At 48.5% G+C, this 18,772-nt stretch carries 26 protein-coding genes; 5 read left to right on the top strand and 21 right to left on the bottom strand.

Translation table 11 applies throughout. The annotated features are described in order from the left end of the window. Positions 1-424: 424 nt before the first annotated feature. A complete protein-coding gene (locus tag H579_RS0115505; RefSeq protein ID WP_028301454.1) occupies positions 425-1,114 on the top strand; it encodes an ABC transporter permease in 690 nt (229 codons plus the stop codon). Beyond that, the gene (locus H579_RS0115500; protein WP_028301453.1) at positions 1,114-1,803 is read left to right on the top strand and encodes an ABC transporter permease; all 690 of its coding nucleotides are present in this window, start codon (positions 1,114-1,116) and stop codon (positions 1,801-1,803) included. The genes H579_RS0115505 and H579_RS0115500 overlap by 1 nt, the downstream gene beginning before the upstream one ends. Before the next feature lie 118 nt (positions 1,804-1,921). Here H579_RS0115500 and H579_RS0115495 read toward each other — a convergent pair whose 3' ends face one another. Next, positions 1,922-2,245: a hypothetical protein gene (locus H579_RS0115495; protein WP_028301452.1), complete on the bottom strand. Its 324-nt coding sequence runs from the start codon at positions 2,243-2,245 to the stop codon at positions 1,922-1,924. A gap of 324 nt (positions 2,246-2,569) precedes the next feature. Between H579_RS0115495 and vapB the strand changes: the two genes are divergently transcribed. Continuing rightward, positions 2,570-2,803 (top strand): type II toxin-antitoxin system VapB family antitoxin, encoded by a 234-nt coding sequence (gene vapB, locus H579_RS0115490; RefSeq protein ID WP_028301451.1) that lies wholly within the window; start codon positions 2,570-2,572, stop codon positions 2,801-2,803. Further along, the gene (gene vapC / locus H579_RS0115485; protein ID WP_028301450.1) at positions 2,803-3,207 is read left to right on the top strand and encodes a type II toxin-antitoxin system tRNA(fMet)-specific endonuclease VapC; all 405 of its coding nucleotides are present in this window, start codon (positions 2,803-2,805) and stop codon (positions 3,205-3,207) included. Before vapB ends, vapC begins: the two co-directional genes overlap by 1 nt. Before the next feature lie 343 nt (positions 3,208-3,550). Here the strand turns inward: vapC and H579_RS0115480 are convergent, their stop codons facing one another. The 5 genes from H579_RS0115480 to H579_RS0115460 form a co-directional block, all read right to left on the bottom strand. Next, positions 3,551-4,495, bottom strand: a complete 945-nt coding sequence (locus H579_RS0115480; protein WP_028301449.1) for a reverse transcriptase family protein — start codon at positions 4,493-4,495, stop codon at positions 3,551-3,553. Next, the gene (locus H579_RS0115475; RefSeq protein ID WP_028301448.1) at positions 4,482-4,775 is read right to left on the bottom strand and encodes a helix-turn-helix domain-containing protein; all 294 of its coding nucleotides are present in this window, start codon (positions 4,773-4,775) and stop codon (positions 4,482-4,484) included. The genes H579_RS0115480 and H579_RS0115475 overlap by 14 nt, the downstream gene beginning before the upstream one ends. 49 nt (positions 4,776-4,824) lie before the next feature. Next, positions 4,825-5,058, bottom strand: coding sequence for a hypothetical protein (locus tag H579_RS0115470; protein WP_028301447.1), 234 nt, complete (start codon positions 5,056-5,058; stop codon positions 4,825-4,827). Between the two features lie 535 nt (positions 5,059-5,593). Next, positions 5,594-6,286, bottom strand: coding sequence for a single-stranded DNA-binding protein (gene ssb, locus H579_RS0115465; RefSeq protein WP_028301446.1), 693 nt, complete (start codon positions 6,284-6,286; stop codon positions 5,594-5,596). 22 nt (positions 6,287-6,308) lie between these two features. Next, positions 6,309-7,673 (bottom strand): MFS transporter, encoded by a 1,365-nt coding sequence (locus tag H579_RS0115460; protein WP_028301445.1) that lies wholly within the window; start codon positions 7,671-7,673, stop codon positions 6,309-6,311. Positions 7,674-7,897: 224 nt separating this feature from the next. On the opposite strand from H579_RS0115460, the gene uvrA reads away from it, so the two are divergent. Next, positions 7,898-10,723 carry an excinuclease ABC subunit UvrA gene (gene uvrA / locus H579_RS0115450; RefSeq protein WP_028301443.1) on the top strand — a complete coding sequence of 942 codons (2,826 nt, stop codon included), beginning with the start codon at positions 7,898-7,900 and terminating at the stop codon, positions 10,721-10,723. Positions 10,724-10,987: 264 nt separating this feature from the next. Here uvrA and rplQ read toward each other — a convergent pair whose 3' ends face one another. From rplQ to rplE, 15 genes are all read right to left on the bottom strand, one after another. Further along, a complete protein-coding gene (gene rplQ / locus H579_RS0115445; RefSeq protein ID WP_028301442.1) occupies positions 10,988-11,368 on the bottom strand; it encodes a 50S ribosomal protein L17 in 381 nt (126 codons plus the stop codon). A gap of 34 nt (positions 11,369-11,402) precedes the next feature. Then, on the bottom strand, positions 11,403-12,404 hold the full coding sequence (locus H579_RS0115440; protein WP_028301441.1) for a DNA-directed RNA polymerase subunit alpha: 1,002 nt from the start codon (positions 12,402-12,404) through the stop codon (positions 11,403-11,405). A 40-nt stretch (positions 12,405-12,444) separates the two neighbouring features. Then, on the bottom strand, positions 12,445-13,065 hold the full coding sequence (rpsD, locus tag H579_RS0115435) for a 30S ribosomal protein S4 (RefSeq protein WP_028301440.1): 621 nt from the start codon (positions 13,063-13,065) through the stop codon (positions 12,445-12,447). A 14-nt stretch (positions 13,066-13,079) separates the two neighbouring features. After that, positions 13,080-13,466: a 30S ribosomal protein S11 gene (rpsK, locus tag H579_RS0115430; protein WP_028301439.1), complete on the bottom strand. Its 387-nt coding sequence runs from the start codon at positions 13,464-13,466 to the stop codon at positions 13,080-13,082. Between the two features lie 30 nt (positions 13,467-13,496). Next, positions 13,497-13,853, bottom strand: a complete 357-nt coding sequence (gene rpsM / locus H579_RS0115425) for a 30S ribosomal protein S13 (RefSeq protein ID WP_028301438.1) — start codon at positions 13,851-13,853, stop codon at positions 13,497-13,499. Between the two features lie 120 nt (positions 13,854-13,973). Next, positions 13,974-14,090: a 50S ribosomal protein L36 gene (rpmJ, locus tag H579_RS28665; RefSeq protein ID WP_084624164.1), complete on the bottom strand. Its 117-nt coding sequence runs from the start codon at positions 14,088-14,090 to the stop codon at positions 13,974-13,976. Positions 14,091-14,119: 29 nt separating this feature from the next. After that, positions 14,120-15,454, bottom strand: a complete 1,335-nt coding sequence (gene secY, locus H579_RS0115420; protein WP_028301437.1) for a preprotein translocase subunit SecY — start codon at positions 15,452-15,454, stop codon at positions 14,120-14,122. Further along, positions 15,454-15,888 carry a 50S ribosomal protein L15 gene (gene rplO / locus H579_RS0115415; protein WP_028301436.1) on the bottom strand — a complete coding sequence of 145 codons (435 nt, stop codon included), beginning with the start codon at positions 15,886-15,888 and terminating at the stop codon, positions 15,454-15,456. Before rplO ends, secY begins: the two co-directional genes overlap by 1 nt. Positions 15,889-15,890: 2 nt before the next feature. Continuing rightward, on the bottom strand, positions 15,891-16,073 hold the full coding sequence (rpmD, locus tag H579_RS0115410) for a 50S ribosomal protein L30 (protein WP_028301435.1): 183 nt from the start codon (positions 16,071-16,073) through the stop codon (positions 15,891-15,893). A gap of 2 nt (positions 16,074-16,075) precedes the next feature. Then, entirely contained in the window at positions 16,076-16,576 is a 501-nt protein-coding gene (gene rpsE / locus H579_RS0115405; protein WP_028301434.1) for a 30S ribosomal protein S5, read from the bottom strand. Between the two features lie 11 nt (positions 16,577-16,587). Next, complete coding sequence (rplR, locus tag H579_RS0115400; protein WP_028301433.1) at positions 16,588-16,938, bottom strand: 50S ribosomal protein L18; 351 nt, start codon at positions 16,936-16,938, stop codon at positions 16,588-16,590. A gap of 9 nt (positions 16,939-16,947) precedes the next feature. Then, complete coding sequence (gene rplF / locus H579_RS0115395; protein ID WP_028301432.1) at positions 16,948-17,478, bottom strand: 50S ribosomal protein L6; 531 nt, start codon at positions 17,476-17,478, stop codon at positions 16,948-16,950. A 9-nt stretch (positions 17,479-17,487) separates the two neighbouring features. Continuing rightward, the gene (rpsH, locus tag H579_RS0115390; RefSeq protein WP_028301431.1) at positions 17,488-17,880 is read right to left on the bottom strand and encodes a 30S ribosomal protein S8; all 393 of its coding nucleotides are present in this window, start codon (positions 17,878-17,880) and stop codon (positions 17,488-17,490) included. A gap of 27 nt (positions 17,881-17,907) precedes the next feature. Continuing rightward, positions 17,908-18,213: a 30S ribosomal protein S14 gene (gene rpsN, locus H579_RS0115385; protein ID WP_028301430.1), complete on the bottom strand. Its 306-nt coding sequence runs from the start codon at positions 18,211-18,213 to the stop codon at positions 17,908-17,910. A gap of 10 nt (positions 18,214-18,223) precedes the next feature. Beyond that, positions 18,224-18,763 (bottom strand): 50S ribosomal protein L5, encoded by a 540-nt coding sequence (gene rplE, locus H579_RS0115380; RefSeq protein ID WP_028301429.1) that lies wholly within the window; start codon positions 18,761-18,763, stop codon positions 18,224-18,226. Between the last annotated feature and the right edge of the window lie 9 nt (positions 18,764-18,772).

Raw genomic sequence — 18,772 nt, 5'->3', positions numbered from 1 at the left:
TTTTAAACTTGCTTTTGTCGACATCACGCAGCCAGCAGCAGTCAAGTTTGGCTTTACTAATATCAATACCTATATAATGCATCTCTCATTTACCTTGTATATGCAGCATCACTGAAAACAGGTGCTTGGATACCATTCAATGTATGAGAACAATGAGAGTCTGGGCGTTTATCTACATTACAGCGTCAAACACTAAGGTCGGAACCAACATCACCGGACTCTACAGGTCATCAAGGTAGCTAACCCTGATTTCCGGAGAGATACAAGGTCGGAAAAGCCGTAGGCGCCTTCCGACAATAATCAGGTATCCAGGTCAGTGTCGGATGGCGCTTCGCTTATCCAACCTACCCAAATATCAAAGAATTTATCAGTAATGGTATTAGCTTCGTGACTCGATCGCTCATGCAAACAAGAGGACGCTAAGATGTTTGACCTCCAAGGTTTTGGTGATCAGTTGCTGGAAGGCGCGACGATCACCATCCAGCTGGCAATGGCCAGTCTGGTTGTGGGTTTGATTCTGGGTACACTGGCAGCGGTCGCCCGCCTGTCCGATAACCGCATCGCCCAAAAGATCGCCACCCTGTACTCCACCGTGATTCGCGGTATTCCAGAACTGCTGACCGTACTGATTATCTACTTCGGTACCGCAACCCTATTGATGGCCATCGCTCGTCAATTTGGTTACGACGAATATATTGAGATCGGCCCCTTTACCGCCGGTGTGATTGCACTGGGTTTAACCTTTGGTGCTTACGCCAGCGAAGTACTGCGCGGCGCCATTATTGCCATTCCTAAGGGACAGCGTGAAGCCGGTTTAAGCATCGGCATGTCGCCCATGAAAATCTTCTTCCGAATCACTATGCCACAGGTCTGGAAGCTGGCACTGCCTGGATTGGGTAACCTGTTTCTAGTACTGCTGAAAGACACCGCGTTGGTCTCTGTGGTGGGCCTGCACGATATTATGATGAAAACCCGTGAAGCGGTGAGCTATTCCAAAGATCCCTTCCTGTTCTATAGCGCAGCGGCTTTCCTTTATCTCAGTCTGACCATTGTTTCTATGGTCTTTATTCACTATATGGAAAAACGCACCAATCGCTGGGGAGGACAAGCCTAATGGATTTTGCAGTTATCGTTGAGTATTTCCCGCGCCTGCTACAGGGTGCCGTCACGACATTAGAACTGGTACTGGTCTCGGGCATTATCGGTTCCCTGCTGGCACTGCCCATTGGTCTGGCCCGTCACTCCCACCGTTGGTGGTTAAAAGCGATTCCCTACGGCTATATCTTTTTCTTCCGTGGCACTCCACTGCTGGTACAGATCTTTCTGGTGTACTACGGTATCGCCCAGTTTGAATCCATCCGTGAAAGCAGTCTATGGCCTTACCTGAGAGAGCCTTACTGGTGTGCCATTATCGCCTTCTCATTAAATACTGCGGCTTATACCGCCGAGATTCTGCGTGGCGCACTGGGAGCCGTACCAAGAGGTGAAGTGGAAGCCGCGAAGAGTATCGGTATGCGCAAGGTACAGCTGTATAAACGCATTATGCTACCGCGTGCACTGGGTATGATTATGCCCGCTTACGGTAATGAAGTGATTCTGATGCTAAAAGGCAGCGCCCCGGCCTCCACCATCACCCTGCTGGATCTGACCGGTATGGCCCGAACCATTATCGCCCGCACCTATACGCCCATTGAGATCTTCCTGGCCGCCGGTGTGATCTACCTGCTGATGAGCATGGCCATTATCCAGCTGTTCCGTTATCTGGAAATGCGCTCCAACCGTCATATGGAAGTGGCACGTTAAGCACCAGCGACCTCCCAAATATCAAAGCCCATATAGAGCGATCTATATGGGCTTTTTTTGGTTCATCACAGATTGCTTGCTGAAAAAAGAAGCTATGCCCGCACAACGTACAGCAAAGTTAAGCATCAGCCCCGCACCATTTCTCGAAACCCAGCTCCATCAAGTTTTTCTCAGATACGGGTTTCTTTATCGCGGCAAACACAGCATGGACAAGATCTCTATCCTTCAGCCTACGACTATATTTCCAGCCGCTATCATTGCTTGAATGAATAATAATCCGGGAATAGTCTTCATCACCAACCAGATGAGGACTGTATTCATCCATATGCACCCAAACACTTTGGTTGAGAAAATACTCTTCCCAACCGCTATCTGCTTCCCAAAATGCATCTTCCAGCACAACGTCTGTTGAAGACGTCTTTGAAAAAACCGCTTTGCTCATCCACTTATCCCAGACTAACCACTCATATATCTTTCGAATCGATGTCACCAGCGCTGCCGGACATACTTTCGCTCAAACAAAAGGCTCTCATTGTTGATGGCGTGAAAAAAGGCACAGTTATCATCGTTACAATGGGGACAGAGAGTTCTTTTTAGAAACTGTAGCGTCCTTCATCTCAGCGGAGATAACCTCGGCATATTGGGAATGTTGAGATGACGAGTCCAGTGGGTACTTTTATTTCTCAGCTTCGTAAAAGCTCGACTCTCAGCTATGCTATATACATCTGCTAATTAGCAGTTCAGTAACGCTTTCTGGAGGTCTGTTATGTCCCAAGGCACCGTATTTATCAATAACCGTACTCAGGCTGTGCGCCTACCAGCAGATACTCGGTTTCCTGAGGATGTGAAAAAGGTTAACGTGCGTGTCGTAGGTAAGGAGCGCATTCTGACACCGGTAGAAAACACCTGGGATAGTTTTTTTCTGGCGGAAGAAGGTGTTAGTGATGACTTTATGGCAGAACGCGCCAGCCAGGATCAGCCTGAAAGGGAAAGCTTCTAATGCTCAGGTTTATGCTGGATACCAACATTGTTATCTACGTGATTAAAAGGCGTCCAATAGAAGTACTGGAGACCTTTAACAAATATGCCGGACAGATGTGCATTAGCAGCATCACTCTGGCAGAACTGATGCACGGCGTTGAGAAAAGTGCAGTACCAGAGAAAAATCTTCGTAATGTCGAAGATTTTGTCTCACGCCTTGAGGTATTGGATTACGGAAATAAAGCCGCTGATCACTACGGCAATATCCGAGCCTCATTGGAGCGCCAAGGCAAAACTATCGGCGTTAATGATCTCCATATTGCCGGTCATGCGCGCAGTGAAGGATTAACCCTTGTCAGCAACAATACTCGAGAGTTTGAAAGAATCGACGGACTGATGCTCGTGGATTGGGTAAAAAAATAGCTGCGCTAAAATTATAGGGCAGCTATTTTCTCTCACGATATCAACAGATCTAATGGCTTAGAACGGGATATCGTCGTCGAAGTCATCAAAGCTCTGACCAGGGTTGCTGGCTGGTGCTAACTGCGAAGCAGGTTGTGGTGCTGGATCCGGTGCTTACCGAGGAACATGGTCATTATCCAGCTGTTCCATTATCTGGAAATGCACTCCAACCGCCATCTGGAAGTCGCACGTTAAGCACCAGCCCTTAAACGCTTTTCCATCCAATTAGAAATACCCACTGCAGAGAAGTCTCGGTGAGTACATTTTATAAAACATAATCGTACCGCAAGATATATTCTAAGTATCAAGTGATAACTGGTTTTACTTGTAACAGTCGAGCCTTGAGCTTTCCTGCCTCAGACCTATGCATCCTACCCATTGTGTTTACTTTACCCATTACGCTATTGAACAGGGATACATACTCACTAGAGCTTGGTCGTCCATTAAATGCGATTTCACACCTATGTACAGCTGCTCGGATCTGATTTCTCTTTTCCATTGGCATCGTAGGGCGGTCTTTATTGACATTAACACCATGCACATCTTGCTGAGTATTTCTGGGCATGATTTTATGCTTTCTACGATTAGGTTTTGCACCAATACTACGGAACATAGAATAAATAGAACTGATTATCCTAGATTTCTCAGATTTACTAAGTGATCGTCTAGAAGATACGGTTATGTCATCAACGTACCTCGTATAAACTAATCCCTTTTTTCTCAACTGGCTTACAAGCTGGGCTTCTCGATTCCAGAGTACCAAGTTACAAATGTAGCTACTTGTCTTAGCTCCTTGTACAACATCACCATTCATCGTCACAAGCTCAGCTAAGCATTCAGCAACAATATTTGAGAAACCAAACACCCCGACCCACATTTCATGAACCGTTTTCTTAGAAATAGAAGGAAAAAAGTTGGTGATGTCTTCACTGATTAGGACTTTGGAACCGACATGACTCCTAGCATCTGTTAGATAATCTCTTTTTCTGATGCTTCCTTGAAGATAATCAGGGTACTCGACACGCTTCAAGAAGGCTTCACAAATCTTCCCATGCAATGACTTTAAAGATGGTTTTGCATCATAAGTTAATCGATAAGAGCCATCTTCTTTCTTAATTTTTCGCGTTAAAAAAAAGAGGTCATTTGACTGAGCTGTAACTGTTTGCAAACCTTTCTTCGAAACATGAAGGGCAAGAGCAAGTTTATCTAAATCACCTATTGGTGCATGGGGGTAGTTAGGTTTTCGCAATCTCAGGCTCCATCAAAGAAAGTGCCGTATGAGAGAGCTTTTCAGCAAGTTCGTTGCTAATCCCTTCTCTATCACGTGCATCAGATGCCAAGAACATAAAAATGCTCATTGGTACATTCATCGCCTTACATATTTGATTAATGGTCGAAAGATTGGGATCTCGTTTGCCTTGCTCCAACAAGGTCAAATATGAAACTGACACGTCAGCTGCTTGTGAAAGCTTGGTTTTTGTCATCCCCTTTTGAGTACGGCATAGGGTCAGAGCCCTTCCAATATTCATAGGTATACCTCCAAAGAAGAGAAGTGACCTGTTGCAAACGGAGCGTTACTTAGAACTCAGATAACATTCTCAATAGCTTCTCTACAGTAGGTACTAGGCTAAGACACTTACCCAATAAATCCAGTAATTGGGAAGAAGTCTTTTGATCTCCATACTGCTCAAGATCTAGAATAATCTTATCAAGTTCATCACGCTTGCTGCTGTCCATAACATCATGCATCTCCAACTGAATCATTTTTAACGATTCAATGGATTTCTCTAAAAGATGGCGATTATTTTTCATAATCGAAAACCTCTCTGTCATTCAGTGCAATATCGCACCAGTCGACAAAACAATACTGAACTGAATAGAAATGCCATGGACAGCACAGGTCACTCATTCTTGGGCTACTTGTTAGCCCCTCCAGTCGAATTTATCCACTATCTCACTAATAGCTAGTGCCGTTGGAATTTTGCTGGGTAGTTGATCGCCAAAGGCAATCGACTCAAGAGAGTCACAATCTTGTTCAGATTAAGGTTATATCTTTTTGAGAGCATCAAGGTGATACACCTTGTACATCTGTGATAATAGCTATTTTTTCACAGAAAGCAACTATTTTTTACTCACAGTCAAAAAACAAGTCATACTGAAAACATCTAGAACCTTAGTGTTTGTCTGCAAGTTTGGATGAGACTGTATTAACAGTGTGAATTTAAAAGAGTTCTCTATGACCTGCTAAGAGCTATTTCCTCTCTCAAAGCAAAAAGCAGCACACCTACAAAATAAAAAGCCCCGTAAAATGGGGCCTTAAAGAAGATTTTTACAAGATATCTATGTTTTAGAACGGGATATCATCGTCGAAATCATCAAAGCTCTGACCAGGGTTGCTGGCCGGTGAGCCAAACTGGCTAGCGGGTTGAGCAGGAGCCTGCTGAGGCGCTTGTTGCTGCGGAGCAGATTGTTGTGCTTGCTGAGGAGCAGGCGCTGGCTGCTGGTAGCTCGGCTGCTGTGGCGCTTGTTGAGCCGGTTGCTGATAGCTTGGCTGTTGTGGCGCGTGCTGAGGTGCTGCTTGTTGCATCGGCTGGCCGCCCATTTGACCGCCCATTGGCTGTGCCGCTGGGTTGTTGCCATACCCGCCTTGGGGAGGCATTCCTGCTGATGCACCGCCACCCATGCCGCCATCGCGGCTATCCAGCATCTGCATTACGCCGTTGAAACCGTCGACAACGATCTCTGTGGTGTAACGATCCTGACCAGCTTGATCCTGCCATTTACGGGTCTGCAGCTTACCTTCAACGTATAGCTTAGAGCCTTTTTTCACGTACTGGCTTACCACGTCGGCCAGTTTGCCGAAGAACACTACACGGTGCCATTCGGTGCGGTCCTGACGCTGACCACTGTTTTTATCCATCCAGCTTTCACTGGTAGCGATTGATACGTTGGCGACTGCGCCGCCGTTTGGCAGGTAACGCACTTCAGGGTCCTGACCCACATTACCTACCAGAATTACTTTATTGATACCACGAGACATTGTTTTCTCCAGATAATTAAGGTCAGGCCAGCGCCGAAGCCAGGGCCTGTTCGTCTAACGATTCTTTATCGATCTTCATATAAGCGGCTTTTTCGTCGGCGACGATCACCACTTCTTCTACACCAGGAATCGCCAGCAGTTTGGCGACGATCTGATCGGTCTGTTCCTGCCAGCTTTCCGGCAGAGTGATCACTTTCCCGGTCAGGTGTTTCGGTGGCTGCATACCCCAGGCAATCGCTACCCAGATCAGCGCCAGCGCACCACATAAAATCAGTACGGCGTCGATGCCCCAGGCTCCGTAAATGGTGCCACCGGCTGCACCACCGATAAAGGCACCAAAGAACTGGCTACTGGAATAAACACCCATTGCGGTGCCTTTCTGGCCCGCCGGTGAGATCTTGCTGATCATGGATGGCAGGCTGGCTTCCAATAGGTTGAAGGCCATAAAGTATACAAACAGCAATCCAAACAGCATGATTTGGCTGTCGGCGGTGGTCAGTCCCATCAGAATCTGAGAGATGGCAACCAGAGAGATCGCCAATAGGAAGATGGGTTTCATCTTACGCTTTTTCTCAGCGATGATGATAAAGGGCACCATGGCGAAAAACGCCAGGATCATAATCGGTAGATACACCATCCAGTGCTGAGGTGCAGTCAGTCCCAACTCGACTAAACGCAGTGGAACTACCACAAAGGTGGCGGTCATCACCAGATGCAGAATCAGAATACCCATATCCAGACGCAGCAGTTCAGGATGTTTAAGCATCTCGAAGATCTGTTTTTTCTGTACCGTGGCATCACGCTGAGGCGAGTACAGTTGCGGTGTCGGAACCCATTTCCAGATCACCAGTAGACCAAGCGATGCCAAGAGCGCTGTAAACCAGAATAAGCCGGATAGACCGAAGGGTTGGGAGATCACAGGACCCAGTACCAGCGCGACAGAGAAGGAGATACCGATACTCATACCCACTACGGCCATGGCGCGGGTCCGCATCTGTTCACGGGTCAGGTCTGAGAGCAGCGCCATAATACTACTGGCAATGGCACCACTGCCCTGCAGACAGCGGCCAATAATGACACCATAAATCGATTCGGACATGGCGGCAACAATACTGCCAATAACAAACAGCACCAGCCCCAAAACAATCACGGTTTTGCGGCCGACCTTATCCGACAGGAAACCAAACGGGATCTGCAACAGCGCCTGGGTCAGACCATAACTACCAATCGCAATACCAATCAATGCCGGAGTGGCACCTTCCAGGTCGGCGCTGTAGATCGAAAGCACAGGCAGTACCATAAAAAGTCCCAGCATACGCAGGACATACAAACCGGCCAGACCTGATACCGCCCGGCGTTCGCCTGCGGTCATCGACTCGATACTCATCGACGTTCTTTACCTCTTGCTTGCTTTGACGGCACCGGCACACGCTGGGCCCCGTTCAGAATAGCCGGACATTTTACTCTTTATCCCCCCGCCAATACCACCGCCGATAGAGTATTCTGTTAGTTTTTTCCTGTTTAAGCATACAGGAGTCTGTTCGTGGCTCCGACGTGTCTCTATAATGTCTGTCCCTTTAGTGTCGTAAGTTATCTGAGTGGTTAGATTCAATGGATAAGATCCTGGTTCGCGGTGCCCGTACCCATAACCTGAAAAACATCAACCTTGATCTCCCTCGGGATAAGCTGGTGGTGATCACCGGGCTGTCCGGATCAGGAAAATCCTCCCTGGCGTTTGATACCCTGTATGCGGAGGGGCAGCGGCGTTATGTGGAGTCTCTGTCCACCTATGCCCGTCAGTTCCTATCGATGATGGAAAAGCCCGATGTGGATCATATCGAGGGTCTGTCACCGGCCATCTCCATTGAGCAGAAGTCGACCTCTCATAACCCTCGCTCCACGGTTGGTACCATTACAGAGATCTACGACTACCTGCGTCTGCTGTTTGCCCGTGCCGGTACGCCACACTGTCCAACCCATCACTTGCCATTGGAAGCGCAAGAGATCAGTCAGATGGTGGATCAGGTGTTAGCCCTACCGGAAGGCAGCAAGATTATGTTACTGGCTCCTGTGGTACGCGCCCGTAAAGGAGAACACCTGAACCTGTTTGGCGAACTGAAGGGTCAGGGTTTTGTTCGTGTGCGAATCAATGAAAAGGTCTATGACCTGGATGAATTACCGGTACTGGATAAAAACAAGAAGCACACCACTGAGGTCGTCGTTGATCGAATTAAGGTACGTGACGATCAACAGCAGCGCTTAGCGGAATCCTTTGAGACGGCACTGCAATTGGCGGATGGCTTAGCCATCGTGCACTTTATGGACGGCGAGCAGGACGATATCACCTTCTCCTCCAAATTTGCCTGTCCTGAATGCGGTTATTCCATTCAGGAGCTGGAACCCCGTCTATTCTCATTTAATAACCCGGCCGGAGCCTGTCAGACCTGTGATGGTCTGGGGACTCACCAGTTCTTTAATGAAGGCAAGCTGATCACCAATGAGGATTCCAGCCTGGCAGAAGGTGCGATTCGTGGCTGGGATCGCGGCAGTGTCTATTACTTCTCTATGCTGAGTTCTGTTGCTAAACACTACGGTTTTAAGCTGGAGACACCCTGGAAAAAGCTGCCAAAAGAGCATCAGGATAAGGTGCTATACGGCAGCGGACAAACCAAGCTGGAATTTATCTATATCAACGACCGTGGCGATAAGGTGACCCGTAATCATCCCTTTGAGGGCGTGATTCCCAATATGGAACGGCGTTACCGGGATACCGAATCTCAGATGGTACGGGAAGAGTTAAGCAAGTATCTGAGCGTACAACCTTGTCCAAGCTGTCACGGCACGCGTCTGCGTGAAGAAGCCCGTCATGTCTTGCTGGCAGAAAAGAACCTGCCTGATATTACTTGCATGCCCATTGGTGAAGCCTTTGACTACTACACCAATCTACAGCTGGAAGGCCGTAAAGGTGAGATTGCCGCTAAGATTTTGACCGAGATTCGTCTGCGCCTGCAGTTTTTGGTCAATGTGGGTCTTGATTACCTCAATCTTGAGCGTAGCGCCGATACTCTGTCCGGCGGTGAAGCCCAGCGTATTCGTTTGGCCAGTCAGATCGGTGCTGGTCTGGTGGGCGTGATGTATATCCTTGATGAGCCGTCTATCGGTCTGCATCAGAGAGACAACGAACGCCTGATTGCGACGCTGACCCATTTAAGGGATCTTGGTAATACGGTGATTGTGGTTGAGCACGATGAAGATGCCATTCGTCATGCGGATCACGTGCTGGATATAGGCCCGGGTGCCGGTGTCCACGGTGGTCAAATTGTGGCTCAGGGCACACCGCAGGAGATTATGGATAACCCTGACTCGGTGACCGGTCAATATCTATCTGGCAAAAAAGAAATCGCTGTGCCTAAGGTGCGTATCCCGGCACATCCAGAGCAGATATTGCGACTCAAGGGTGCAAAAGGGAATAACCTGAAGAATGTGGATCTGAATATCGCAGCAGGTTTGTTTACCTGTATTACGGGTGTGTCTGGTTCCGGTAAATCCACGCTGATTAACGGCACCTTGTATCCGATTCTGGCCCGTGAGCTGAATCGTAATACCAGCCTGACACCAGCAGAGCATGAGTCTATAGAAGGCTTAGACTTGTTTGATAAAGTGATCGATATCGACCAGAGCCCAATTGGTCGTACGCCACGTTCTAACCCTGCAACCTATACTGGTATCTTTACGCCAATTCGTGAGCTGTTCTCAGGTACTCAGGAAGCCCGCTCCCGGGGTTATAAACCGGGGCGATTTAGCTTTAACGTGAAAGGCGGTCGCCGTGAAGCCTGCCAGGGCGATGGCCTGATCAAGGTTGAGATGCACTTCTTGCCGGATATCTATGTTCCTTGTGATGTGTGTAAGGGTAAACGTTATAACCGCGAAACTCTGGAAGTACGTTACAAAGGCAAGAATATCCATGAAGTGCTCGAGATGACCATTGAGGACGCACTGGAATTCTTTATTGCGGTGCCTGCTCTTGCACGTAAGCTACAGACCTTGATGGATGTTGGCCTGTCCTATATTCGTTTAGGACAGAGTGCGACAACACTCTCCGGTGGTGAAGCTCAGCGGGTTAAGCTGGCAAAAGAGCTATCCAAGCGTGATACAGGTAAAACCATCTATATTCTCGATGAACCAACCACTGGTCTTCACTTCGAAGATATTCAGCTGTTGATGGCAGTGCTTCAGCGCTTACGTGATCACGGTAATACCATTGTGGTGATCGAACACAATCTGGATGTGATTAAAACGGCGGACTGGCTGATCGATCTGGGGCCTGAAGGGGGTTCTGGGGGTGGTCAAATTATCGCTGAAGGTACACCAGAGCAAGTGGCTAAGATGGAAATATCCCATACAGGGCGCTTCCTGGGGCCACTGTTAAAGAAATAGCTCGTTTAGGAGGCTGAAGGCTGGACAGAGTGTAGCCAGTGATAGTTAGCTTATTGAAAAGATGCCGTGTCGTTTAGACGATGCGGTATTTTTTTGTCTATTGGAGACTGAGATTTGGAAAGGCAGGACATTAATCTGACGGCTGATGAAAACGGTTCCGGTGAGGAGCCATGAACGGTATGTAAAAATGGGCAGGATAGTTAATGGCTACATTTCAGGCATAAAAAAACCGGCCATAAAGGCCGGTTTTTGTCGAGCAATTGCTTACTCGTCGTCAGCTTCTACAACTGGACGATCTACCAGTTCAACGTACGCCATAGGCGCGTTGTCACCAGCACGGAAGCCGCATTTCAGGATGCGAACGTAACCGCCTGGACGATTCTGATAGCGTGGACCCAGATCTGTAAACAGCTTACCTACCACTGCATCAGAACGAGTACGAGCGAATGCCAGACGGCGATTAGCTACAGAGTCGTTCTTAGCCAAAGTGATCAGTGGCTCAATGTGGCCACGCAGTTCTTTAGCTTTAGGCAGTGTAGTTTTAATCAGTTCGTGTTCCACCAGAGAGTTAACCATGTTTTTAAACATGGCCTTACGGTGTGAACTGTTACGATTAAATTTACGACCACTCTTACGATGACGCATTTTTCAGTTCCTTACCAAACCGTGATGATCGAGATTAGGCTGATACCTTCTCGTCACCCTTTAAACTTGCTGGCGGCCAGTTTTCCAACCGCATACCCAGAGACAGACCGCGAGAGGCCAGTACATCCTTGATTTCAGTCAGCGACTTCTTACCAAGGTTCGGCGTCTTCAGCAGTTCTACTTCGGTGCGCTGAATCAGATCACCAATGTAGTAGATGTTCTCGGCTTTCAGACAGTTTGCAGAGCGAACAGTCAGTTCCAGATCATCAACCGGACGCAGAAGAATAGGATCAATCTGATCTTCTTCTTCCTCGGGTTCTTGCTCTTTGTCAGTCTCAAGATCAACAAAGGCAGCCAACTGTTCCTGAAGGATAGTCGCAGAACGACGGATCGCTTCTTCAGGATCTAAAGTGCCATCAGTTTCCAGATCGATAATCAGTTTATCCAGGTCTGTACGTTGCTCAACACGAGCGCTTTCTACAACGTAAGACACACGGCGTACTGGGCTGAAGGTCGCATCTAGCTGCAGACGACCGATAGAACGGCTTTCGTCTTCAGCAGATTGGCGTGCATCAGCAGGCTCGTAACCACGACCACGCTGAACTTTCAGTTGCATTTTGAACTCTGCACCGTCGTTCAGGTGAGCAATTACGTGCTCTGGATTAACGATTTCAACATCATGATCCAGCTGGATATCTCCAGCTGTCACTGCACCAGGACCTTTCTTATTCAGCGTCAGTACTGCTTCATCACGGCCGTGCAGGATAATTGCTACGTCTTTCAGGTTTAACAGGATTTCGATAACGTCTTCCTGAACACCTTCAACTGCACTGTACTCGTGCAATACGCCTTCGATTTCCGCTTCTACTACGGCACAACCCGGCATAGAAGACAGAAGAATACGACGCAGGGCATTACCCAGAGTATGACCATAACCTCGCTCAAAAGGCTCTAGGATCACTTTTGCACGAGTAGCGCTTACTTCTTCAACCTTGATTTCACGTGGGCGAAGAAATTCTGTCACTGAACGCTGCATAGAATTACCTTTATTTAGCTGCCAGATGATTACTCAGAGATTACTTGGAGTACAGCTCAACAATCAGGTTTTCGTTGATGTCAGCAGACAGGTCAATACGCTCAGGCTTAGCCTTGAAAGTACCTTCCATTTTCTTGCTGTCAACGTCAACCCACTGTACGTCAGAACGCTGAGAAGCCAGTTGCAGTGCGTTTTGAATACGCAGCTGGTTCTTGGATTTCTCACGTACTGCAACAACATCACCCGCCTTAACCTGGTAAGATGCGATGTTAACTGTACGACCGTTCACCTGGATCGCTTTGTGGCTTACCAGCTGACGTGCTTCTGCACGAGTGGAACCAAAGCCCATGCGAAATACTACATTGTCCAGACGGCTTTCCAGAAGTTGCAGCAGGTTTTCACCCGTTGCACCTTTCAGACGAGCTGCTTCTTTGTAGTAGTTACGGAATTGCTTTTCCAGAACGCCGTAGATACGACGAACTTTTTGCTTCTCACGCAGCTGCAGACCGTAGTCAGACAGACGACCACGGCGCTGACCGTGTTGACCAGGAGCAGTTTCGGATTTGCACTTGTTTTCAAAAGCGGTTACACCGCTTTTTAGGAATAAGTCTACGCCTTCACGACGTGAAAGCTTACACTTAGGACCAATATAACGAGCCATCTATTTCCGCTCCCTTACACACGACGTTTCTTAGGTGGACGACAACCGTTGTGCGGAATAGGTGTAACGTCAGTAATGTTGCCAACTTTAAAGCCAGCAGCGTTAAGTGCACGAACAGCAGACTCACGGCCTGGTCCTGGACCCTTAACAAGTACATCTACGTTTTTAACACCATATTCGGCTGCTGCGGTCGCAGCACGTTCACTAGCTACTTGAGCTGCGAACGGGGTACTCTTACGAGAACCACGAAAACCCGAACCACCGGCAGTTGCCCAAGAAAGGGTGTTGCCCTGGCGGTCAGTAATCGTAACGATCGTATTGTTAAAAGATGCGTGGATGTGTGCTACACCGTCCACCACAGTCTTTTTAACTTTTTTACGGTTACGTGCTGGGTTAGCCATAATGTATGTTTCCTGTAAAAAGCTTCACAATTACTTGCGAATCGGTTTACGCGGACCTTTACGAGTACGCGCGTTAGTCTTGGTGCGCTGACCACGGACGGGCAGACTGCGACGATGACGAAGACCACGATAGCAACCAAGGTCCATCAGACGCTTGATATTCATGCTAATTTCGCGGCGCAGGTCACCTTCAACAGTGTACTTGCCTACCTCGTTACGAACCTGGTCCAGAACGTCTTCAGACAGATCTGCGATCTTGGTAGATGGCTCAATACCAACTGCCGCCAGAATACTTTTAGCGGTGGTAGAGCCGATACCAAAGATATAGGTCAGCGAGATCACCGCATGCTTATTGTCGGGAATATTGACACCTGCAATACGGGCCATTCAGCTATCTCCGATATACGAGCGATTGCTCTTCAGTTTAATGTTCACGAAGGGCGCAAAAGAATACACCTTGATATAAAAAATATCAAGGTGTATTGCCTTCGTGACCCAAGGTCAGGATTAGCCCTGACGTTGTTTGTGCTTAGGATCAGTTGCGCAAATTACGCGAACAGAACCACGGCGACGAATGATCTTACAGTTACGGCAGATCTTCTTAACAGATGCACGAACTTTCATTCGATCAAACTCCAATATTCAGGCTTGGTTTAGCGTAGCATTCCGCTACCACCACCATAACCTTTCAAGTTCGATTTTTTCATCAGGGACTCATATTGATGACTCATAAGATGCGACTGCACCTGAGCCATAAAGTCCATGACAACGACTACAACAATCAGCAGGGAAGTACCACCGAAGTAAAACGGTACACTCCAGGCAACAACCAGGAACTGTGGCATAAGAGACACAGCAGTAATGTACAATGCGCCAAACAATGTCAGACGAGACATTACTCCATCGATATAACGAGCTGAGTGCTCCCCAGGGCGGATGCCAGGAATGAACGCACCTGATTTCTTCAGGTTGTCAGCGACATCTTTGGGGTTAAATACCAGTGCTGTATAAAAGTAGCAGAAGAATACTACACTGAGCGCAAAAAGCAAGATATACAATGGTTGACCTGGTGCAAGTGCCAATGAGGCTTCCTGCAGCCATGCCATACTTTCATTTTGGCCGAACCATTGGCCAATAGAGGCCGGGAACAACAGAATACTGGAAGCAAAAATTGGCGGGATAACACCAGCCATATTTACTTTCAGCGGTAAGTGGCTTGACTGTGCTGCAAACACCTTCCGTCCTTGCTGACGCTTTGCATAGTTTACGGTGATGCGACGCTGGCCGCGCTCCATAAACACAACAAAAGCAACAGTCAGAACAGCCAGTACACCAATCGCCAGCAGGGCCAGGATATTGATATCACCCTGACGCGCCTGTTCGAAGGACTGGCCAATAGCTCCAGGTAAACCTGCAACAATACCAGCGAAAATCAGAATGGATATACCATTACCGATACCGCGTTCTGTTACTTGCTCACCGAGCCACATCAGGAATATCGCACCTGAGACCAGGGTGGTAACAGCTACAAAGTAGAAGCTGAAATCCGCCGCAAACGCGACGCCCTGACCAGCAAGACCGACTGCCATACCAATCGATTGCACCGTTGCCAACACCACTGTGCCGTAGCGGGTGTATTGATTGATTTTGCGTCGACCGGCCTCACCTTCTTTCTTCAGCTGTTCCAGCTGAGGTGAAACCACGGTCAGCAGCTGCATGATAATCGAGGCAGAAATGTAGGGCATAATGCCCAGTGCCAGGATACTCATACGCTCCAGAGCACCACCCGAGAACATGTTAAACAAGCTCAGAATGGTGCCCTGACTCTGCTCAAACAAAGCAGCCAGCCTTTCAGGATTGATACCAGGAACAGGAATGTGCGCGCCAATGCGGTAAACCACAATTGCGATAAACACAAAACGCAGACGCGCCCAAAGCTCGCCTAAACCTTTTTGTGCCCCTGCTGGTACAGATCCTGATTTAGCCATTATTCTTCAACCTTTCCGCCTGCAGCTTCAATCGCTGCACGTGCACCCTTGGTTACTTCCAGGCCGCTTACAGTTACTGCTTTGTCGATTTCACCAGACAGAATAACGCGTACACGTTTGGTGTCATCTTTGATGATATCCGCTTGCTTCAGCGCAGCGATATCAATCACTTCAGCTTCAACTTTAGCCAGCTCATGCAGACGTACTTCAGCAGTGAAAGCAGCTTGGCGAGAAGTGAAACCAAATTTTGGCAGACGACGCTGCAGTGGCATCTGACCACCTTCAAAACCTGGTTTTACAGAACCACCAGAGCGGGATTTCTGACCTTTGTGGCCACGGCCACCAGTCTTACCCAGACCACTACCGATACCACGACCAACACGCTTCTTAGAAGGTTTGGAACCTGGAGCCGGACTTAGAGTATTCAGATGCATGATTACTCTCCTTCAACTGTAACAAGGTAGTTAACCTTGTTGATCATGCCGCGAACGGAAGGAGTATCTTCCAGCTCAACAGTGTGACCGATGCGACGCAGACCCAGGCCTTTAACACACAATTTGTGTTTAGGCAGAATACCAATTGGGCTACGGGTAAGAGTTACCTTGATTTTTGCCATGATACTTACCCCAGGATCTCTTCTACACTCTTGCCACGCTTAGCTGCTACATCCTCAGGAGCGTTCATGTTCGCCAGACCTTTAACAGTCGCACGAACCACGTTCACTGGGTTAGTAGAGCCATAGCACTTGGCCAGAACGCTTTGTACACCAGCCAGTTCCAATACAGCACGCATTGCGCCACCAGCAATAATACCGGTACCTTCAGATGCAGGCTGCATGTAAACCTTGGAAGCACCGTGACGTGCTTTTACAGGGTACTGCAGGGTGTTGCCATCCAGCTGAACCTGTACCATGTTGCGGCGCGCTTGTTCCATTGCCTTTTGAATAGCAACTGGAACTTCACGTGCTTTACCACGACCAAAGCCAACGCGGCCATTGCCATCACCAACGACAGTCAGAGCAGTGAAGCCGAAGATACGACCACCCTTAACTACCTTGGCGACACGGTTGACCTGAACTAGCTTCTCTTGCAGCTCAGCACCTTTCTGTTCAATATTCGCCATCGCTTTTACCCTTAGAATTCCAGACCGCCTTCACGGGCAGCATCAGCCAGCGCCTTAACGCGGCCATGATACTTGTAACCGGAGCGATCAAACGCAACCTTAGTTACACCCGCTGCCTTAGCGCGTTCAGCAATCAGTTTGCCTACTTTGCCGGCTGCTTCTACGTTACCGGTAGCACCATCACGCAGAGTGGCATCTACAGTAGATGCTGCGGCCAGAACCTGACCGCCGTCTGGGCTGATAACTTGAGCATAAATATGACGCGGGGTGCGGTTTACACACAGACGGTGTACGCCGAGCTCACGCATTTTGGCACGTGCACGACGCGCGCGACGTAAACGAGACTCTTTCTTAGCGCTCATAACCCTGCCTTACTTCTTCTTAGCTTCTTTGCGACGTACGTGCTCATCCGCATAGCGAATACCCTTACCTTTATAAGGCTCAGGTGGACGATAAGCACGAATCTCTGCAGCAACCTGGCCCAGCAGCTGTTTATCAGCACTTTTCAGTACGATTACAGTGTTGCTTGGAGTTTCAGCAGTCACACCTTCTGGCAGTTGGTAATCAACTGGGTGTGAGAAACCAAGAGACAGGTTGATTTCTTTGCCTTTAGCCTGAGCACGGTAACCAACACCATTAATATTCAGTGTCTTGGTGAAGCCTTCGCTTGCACCTTGTACCATGTTGCTAATCAGAGCACGAGCGGTACCCGCTTGTGCCCATGATGCTTTCTCAGAAACCGGGGCAAAGGTCAGCACGTTTTCGTTTTGTTCAATTGCAACATCTGCGTGCAGATCCAGCTTCAGCTCGCCTTCTTTACCTTTAACAGTAACCTGACGGCCATCCAGCTTGAATTCAACACCAGCTGGCAATTGAACAGGACTTTTTGCTACCCTGGACATTTCGATCTCCTAGAATACGGTGCAGATGACTTCGCCACCAACACCGGCCTGGCGTGCTGCGCGATCAGTCATAACACCTTTAGAGGTAGATACGATCGCTACGCCCAGACCACCTTCGACCTTCGGCAGGTCCGCAGTGCCTTTATAGCTACGCAGACTCGGCTTACTGACACGCTCAATCTTTTCGATTACAGGCTTGCCTTCGAAGTACTTCAGTTCAACAGTCAGAGAAGGTTTAACGTCACCCTCAACAGAATAATCTGTGATGTAACCTTCTTCCTTCAGCACGCGTGCCAGCTCTACCTTCATTTTTGAAGAAGGCATGGAGACAGTCTCCTTAGCTACCATCTGTGCATTACGGATACGGGTAAACATATCCGCCAGTGTGTCTTGCATGCTCATTCGGTTCGCGCTCCTAATACTACGCGTTTACCAGCTTGCTTTACGCAGGCCAGGAACATCACCACGCATGGCAGCTTCACGCAACTTGATACGGCTCAGGCCGAACTTGTTGTAGAAGCCATGCGGACGGCCAGTAACACGACAGCGATTGCGCTGACGTGCAGGGCTAGCGTCACGAGGCATTTTTTGCAGCTTCTGCTGCGCGTCCCAACGATCTTCTTCAGAAGTCGCAGGGTTTGCAATCAGTGCTTTCAGTTCAGCACGCTTTGCAGCGTACTTCTGAACCAGTTTAGCGCGCTTAGCTTCGCGCTGAACCATACTTACTTTTGCCATGATCCTACCCCTATTTCTTGAACGGGAATTGCAGAGCACTTAACAGTGCCAGGCCTTCCTCGTTGCTGTCAGCCGTGGTAGTGATAGTGATATCTAAACCGCGGATGCGATCCACTTTATCGTAGTCAATTTCAGGGAAGATGATCTGTTCACGAACACCCATGCTGTAATTGCCACGACCGTCAAATGACTTCGGATTCAGGCCGCGGAAGTCACGTACACGTGGAATAGAGATATCAACCAAACGATCCAGGAACTCCCACATACGATCAGCACGCAGAGTCACTTTACAACCGATTGGCCAACCTTCACGTACCTTAAAGCCAGCAACAGATTTGCGTGCTTTAGTTACGACTGGTTTCTGGCCACTCAGTTGCTCTAGATCTGCAACTGCGCTGTCAATCAGCTTCTTATCGCTGGTTGCATCGCCGATACCCATGTTTAGAGTCACTTTTGTGATGCGAGGAACCTCCATCACATTGTTGTAACCAAACTGCTCCTGCAACTTGGCTACAACTTCTGACTTATATAACTCTTTCAGTCTCGCCATGATGTTACC

The organism is Oceanospirillum beijerinckii DSM 7166, assembly GCF_000422425.1.
Lineage (GTDB): Bacteria > Pseudomonadota > Gammaproteobacteria > Pseudomonadales > Halomonadaceae > Oceanospirillum > Oceanospirillum beijerinckii.
Note: the sequence above shows the minus strand (reverse complement) of the source record. Positions and strands in the feature narration are given on the sequence as shown.

What these genes read in the sequence shown, in the direction of transcription:
- H579_RS0115505 (WP_028301454.1), top strand. Translation starts at nt 425, where the DNA reads ATGTTTGACCTCCAAGGTTTTGGTGATCAGTTGCTGGAAGGCGCGACG.
- H579_RS0115500 (WP_028301453.1), top strand. Translation starts at nt 1,114, where the DNA reads ATGGATTTTGCAGTTATCGTTGAGTATTTCCCGCGCCTGCTACAGGGT.
- H579_RS0115495 (WP_028301452.1), bottom strand. Translation starts at nt 2,245, where the DNA reads ATGAGCAAAGCGGTTTTTTCAAAGACGTCTTCAACAGACGTTGTGCTG.
- vapB (WP_028301451.1), top strand. Translation starts at nt 2,570, where the DNA reads ATGTCCCAAGGCACCGTATTTATCAATAACCGTACTCAGGCTGTGCGC.
- vapC (WP_028301450.1), top strand. Translation starts at nt 2,803, where the DNA reads ATGCTCAGGTTTATGCTGGATACCAACATTGTTATCTACGTGATTAAA.
- H579_RS0115475 (WP_028301448.1), bottom strand. Translation starts at nt 4,775, where the DNA reads ATGAATATTGGAAGGGCTCTGACCCTATGCCGTACTCAAAAGGGGATG.
- H579_RS0115470 (WP_028301447.1), bottom strand. Translation starts at nt 5,058, where the DNA reads ATGAAAAATAATCGCCATCTTTTAGAGAAATCCATTGAATCGTTAAAA.
- ssb (WP_028301446.1), bottom strand. Translation starts at nt 6,286, where the DNA reads ATGTCTCGTGGTATCAATAAAGTAATTCTGGTAGGTAATGTGGGTCAG.
- H579_RS0115460 (WP_028301445.1), bottom strand. Translation starts at nt 7,673, where the DNA reads ATGAGTATCGAGTCGATGACCGCAGGCGAACGCCGGGCGGTATCAGGT.
- uvrA (WP_028301443.1), top strand. Translation starts at nt 7,898, where the DNA reads ATGGATAAGATCCTGGTTCGCGGTGCCCGTACCCATAACCTGAAAAAC.
- rplQ (WP_028301442.1), bottom strand. Translation starts at nt 11,368, where the DNA reads ATGCGTCATCGTAAGAGTGGTCGTAAATTTAATCGTAACAGTTCACAC.
- H579_RS0115440 (WP_028301441.1), bottom strand. Translation starts at nt 12,404, where the DNA reads ATGCAGCGTTCAGTGACAGAATTTCTTCGCCCACGTGAAATCAAGGTT.
- rpsD (WP_028301440.1), bottom strand. Translation starts at nt 13,065, where the DNA reads ATGGCTCGTTATATTGGTCCTAAGTGTAAGCTTTCACGTCGTGAAGGC.
- rpsK (WP_028301439.1), bottom strand. Translation starts at nt 13,466, where the DNA reads ATGGCTAACCCAGCACGTAACCGTAAAAAAGTTAAAAAGACTGTGGTG.
- rpsM (WP_028301438.1), bottom strand. Translation starts at nt 13,853, where the DNA reads ATGGCCCGTATTGCAGGTGTCAATATTCCCGACAATAAGCATGCGGTG.
- rpmJ (WP_084624164.1), bottom strand. Translation starts at nt 14,090, where the DNA reads ATGAAAGTTCGTGCATCTGTTAAGAAGATCTGCCGTAACTGTAAGATC.
- secY (WP_028301437.1), bottom strand. Translation starts at nt 15,454, where the DNA reads ATGGCTAAATCAGGATCTGTACCAGCAGGGGCACAAAAAGGTTTAGGC.
- rplO (WP_028301436.1), bottom strand. Translation starts at nt 15,888, where the DNA reads ATGCATCTGAATACTCTAAGTCCGGCTCCAGGTTCCAAACCTTCTAAG.
- rpsE (WP_028301434.1), bottom strand. Translation starts at nt 16,576, where the DNA reads ATGGCGAATATTGAACAGAAAGGTGCTGAGCTGCAAGAGAAGCTAGTT.
- rplR (WP_028301433.1), bottom strand. Translation starts at nt 16,938, where the DNA reads ATGAGCGCTAAGAAAGAGTCTCGTTTACGTCGCGCGCGTCGTGCACGT.
- rplF (WP_028301432.1), bottom strand. Translation starts at nt 17,478, where the DNA reads ATGTCCAGGGTAGCAAAAAGTCCTGTTCAATTGCCAGCTGGTGTTGAA.
- rpsH (WP_028301431.1), bottom strand. Translation starts at nt 17,880, where the DNA reads ATGAGCATGCAAGACACACTGGCGGATATGTTTACCCGTATCCGTAAT.
- rpsN (WP_028301430.1), bottom strand. Translation starts at nt 18,213, where the DNA reads ATGGCAAAAGTAAGTATGGTTCAGCGCGAAGCTAAGCGCGCTAAACTG.
- rplE (WP_028301429.1), bottom strand. Translation starts at nt 18,763, where the DNA reads ATGGCGAGACTGAAAGAGTTATATAAGTCAGAAGTTGTAGCCAAGTTG.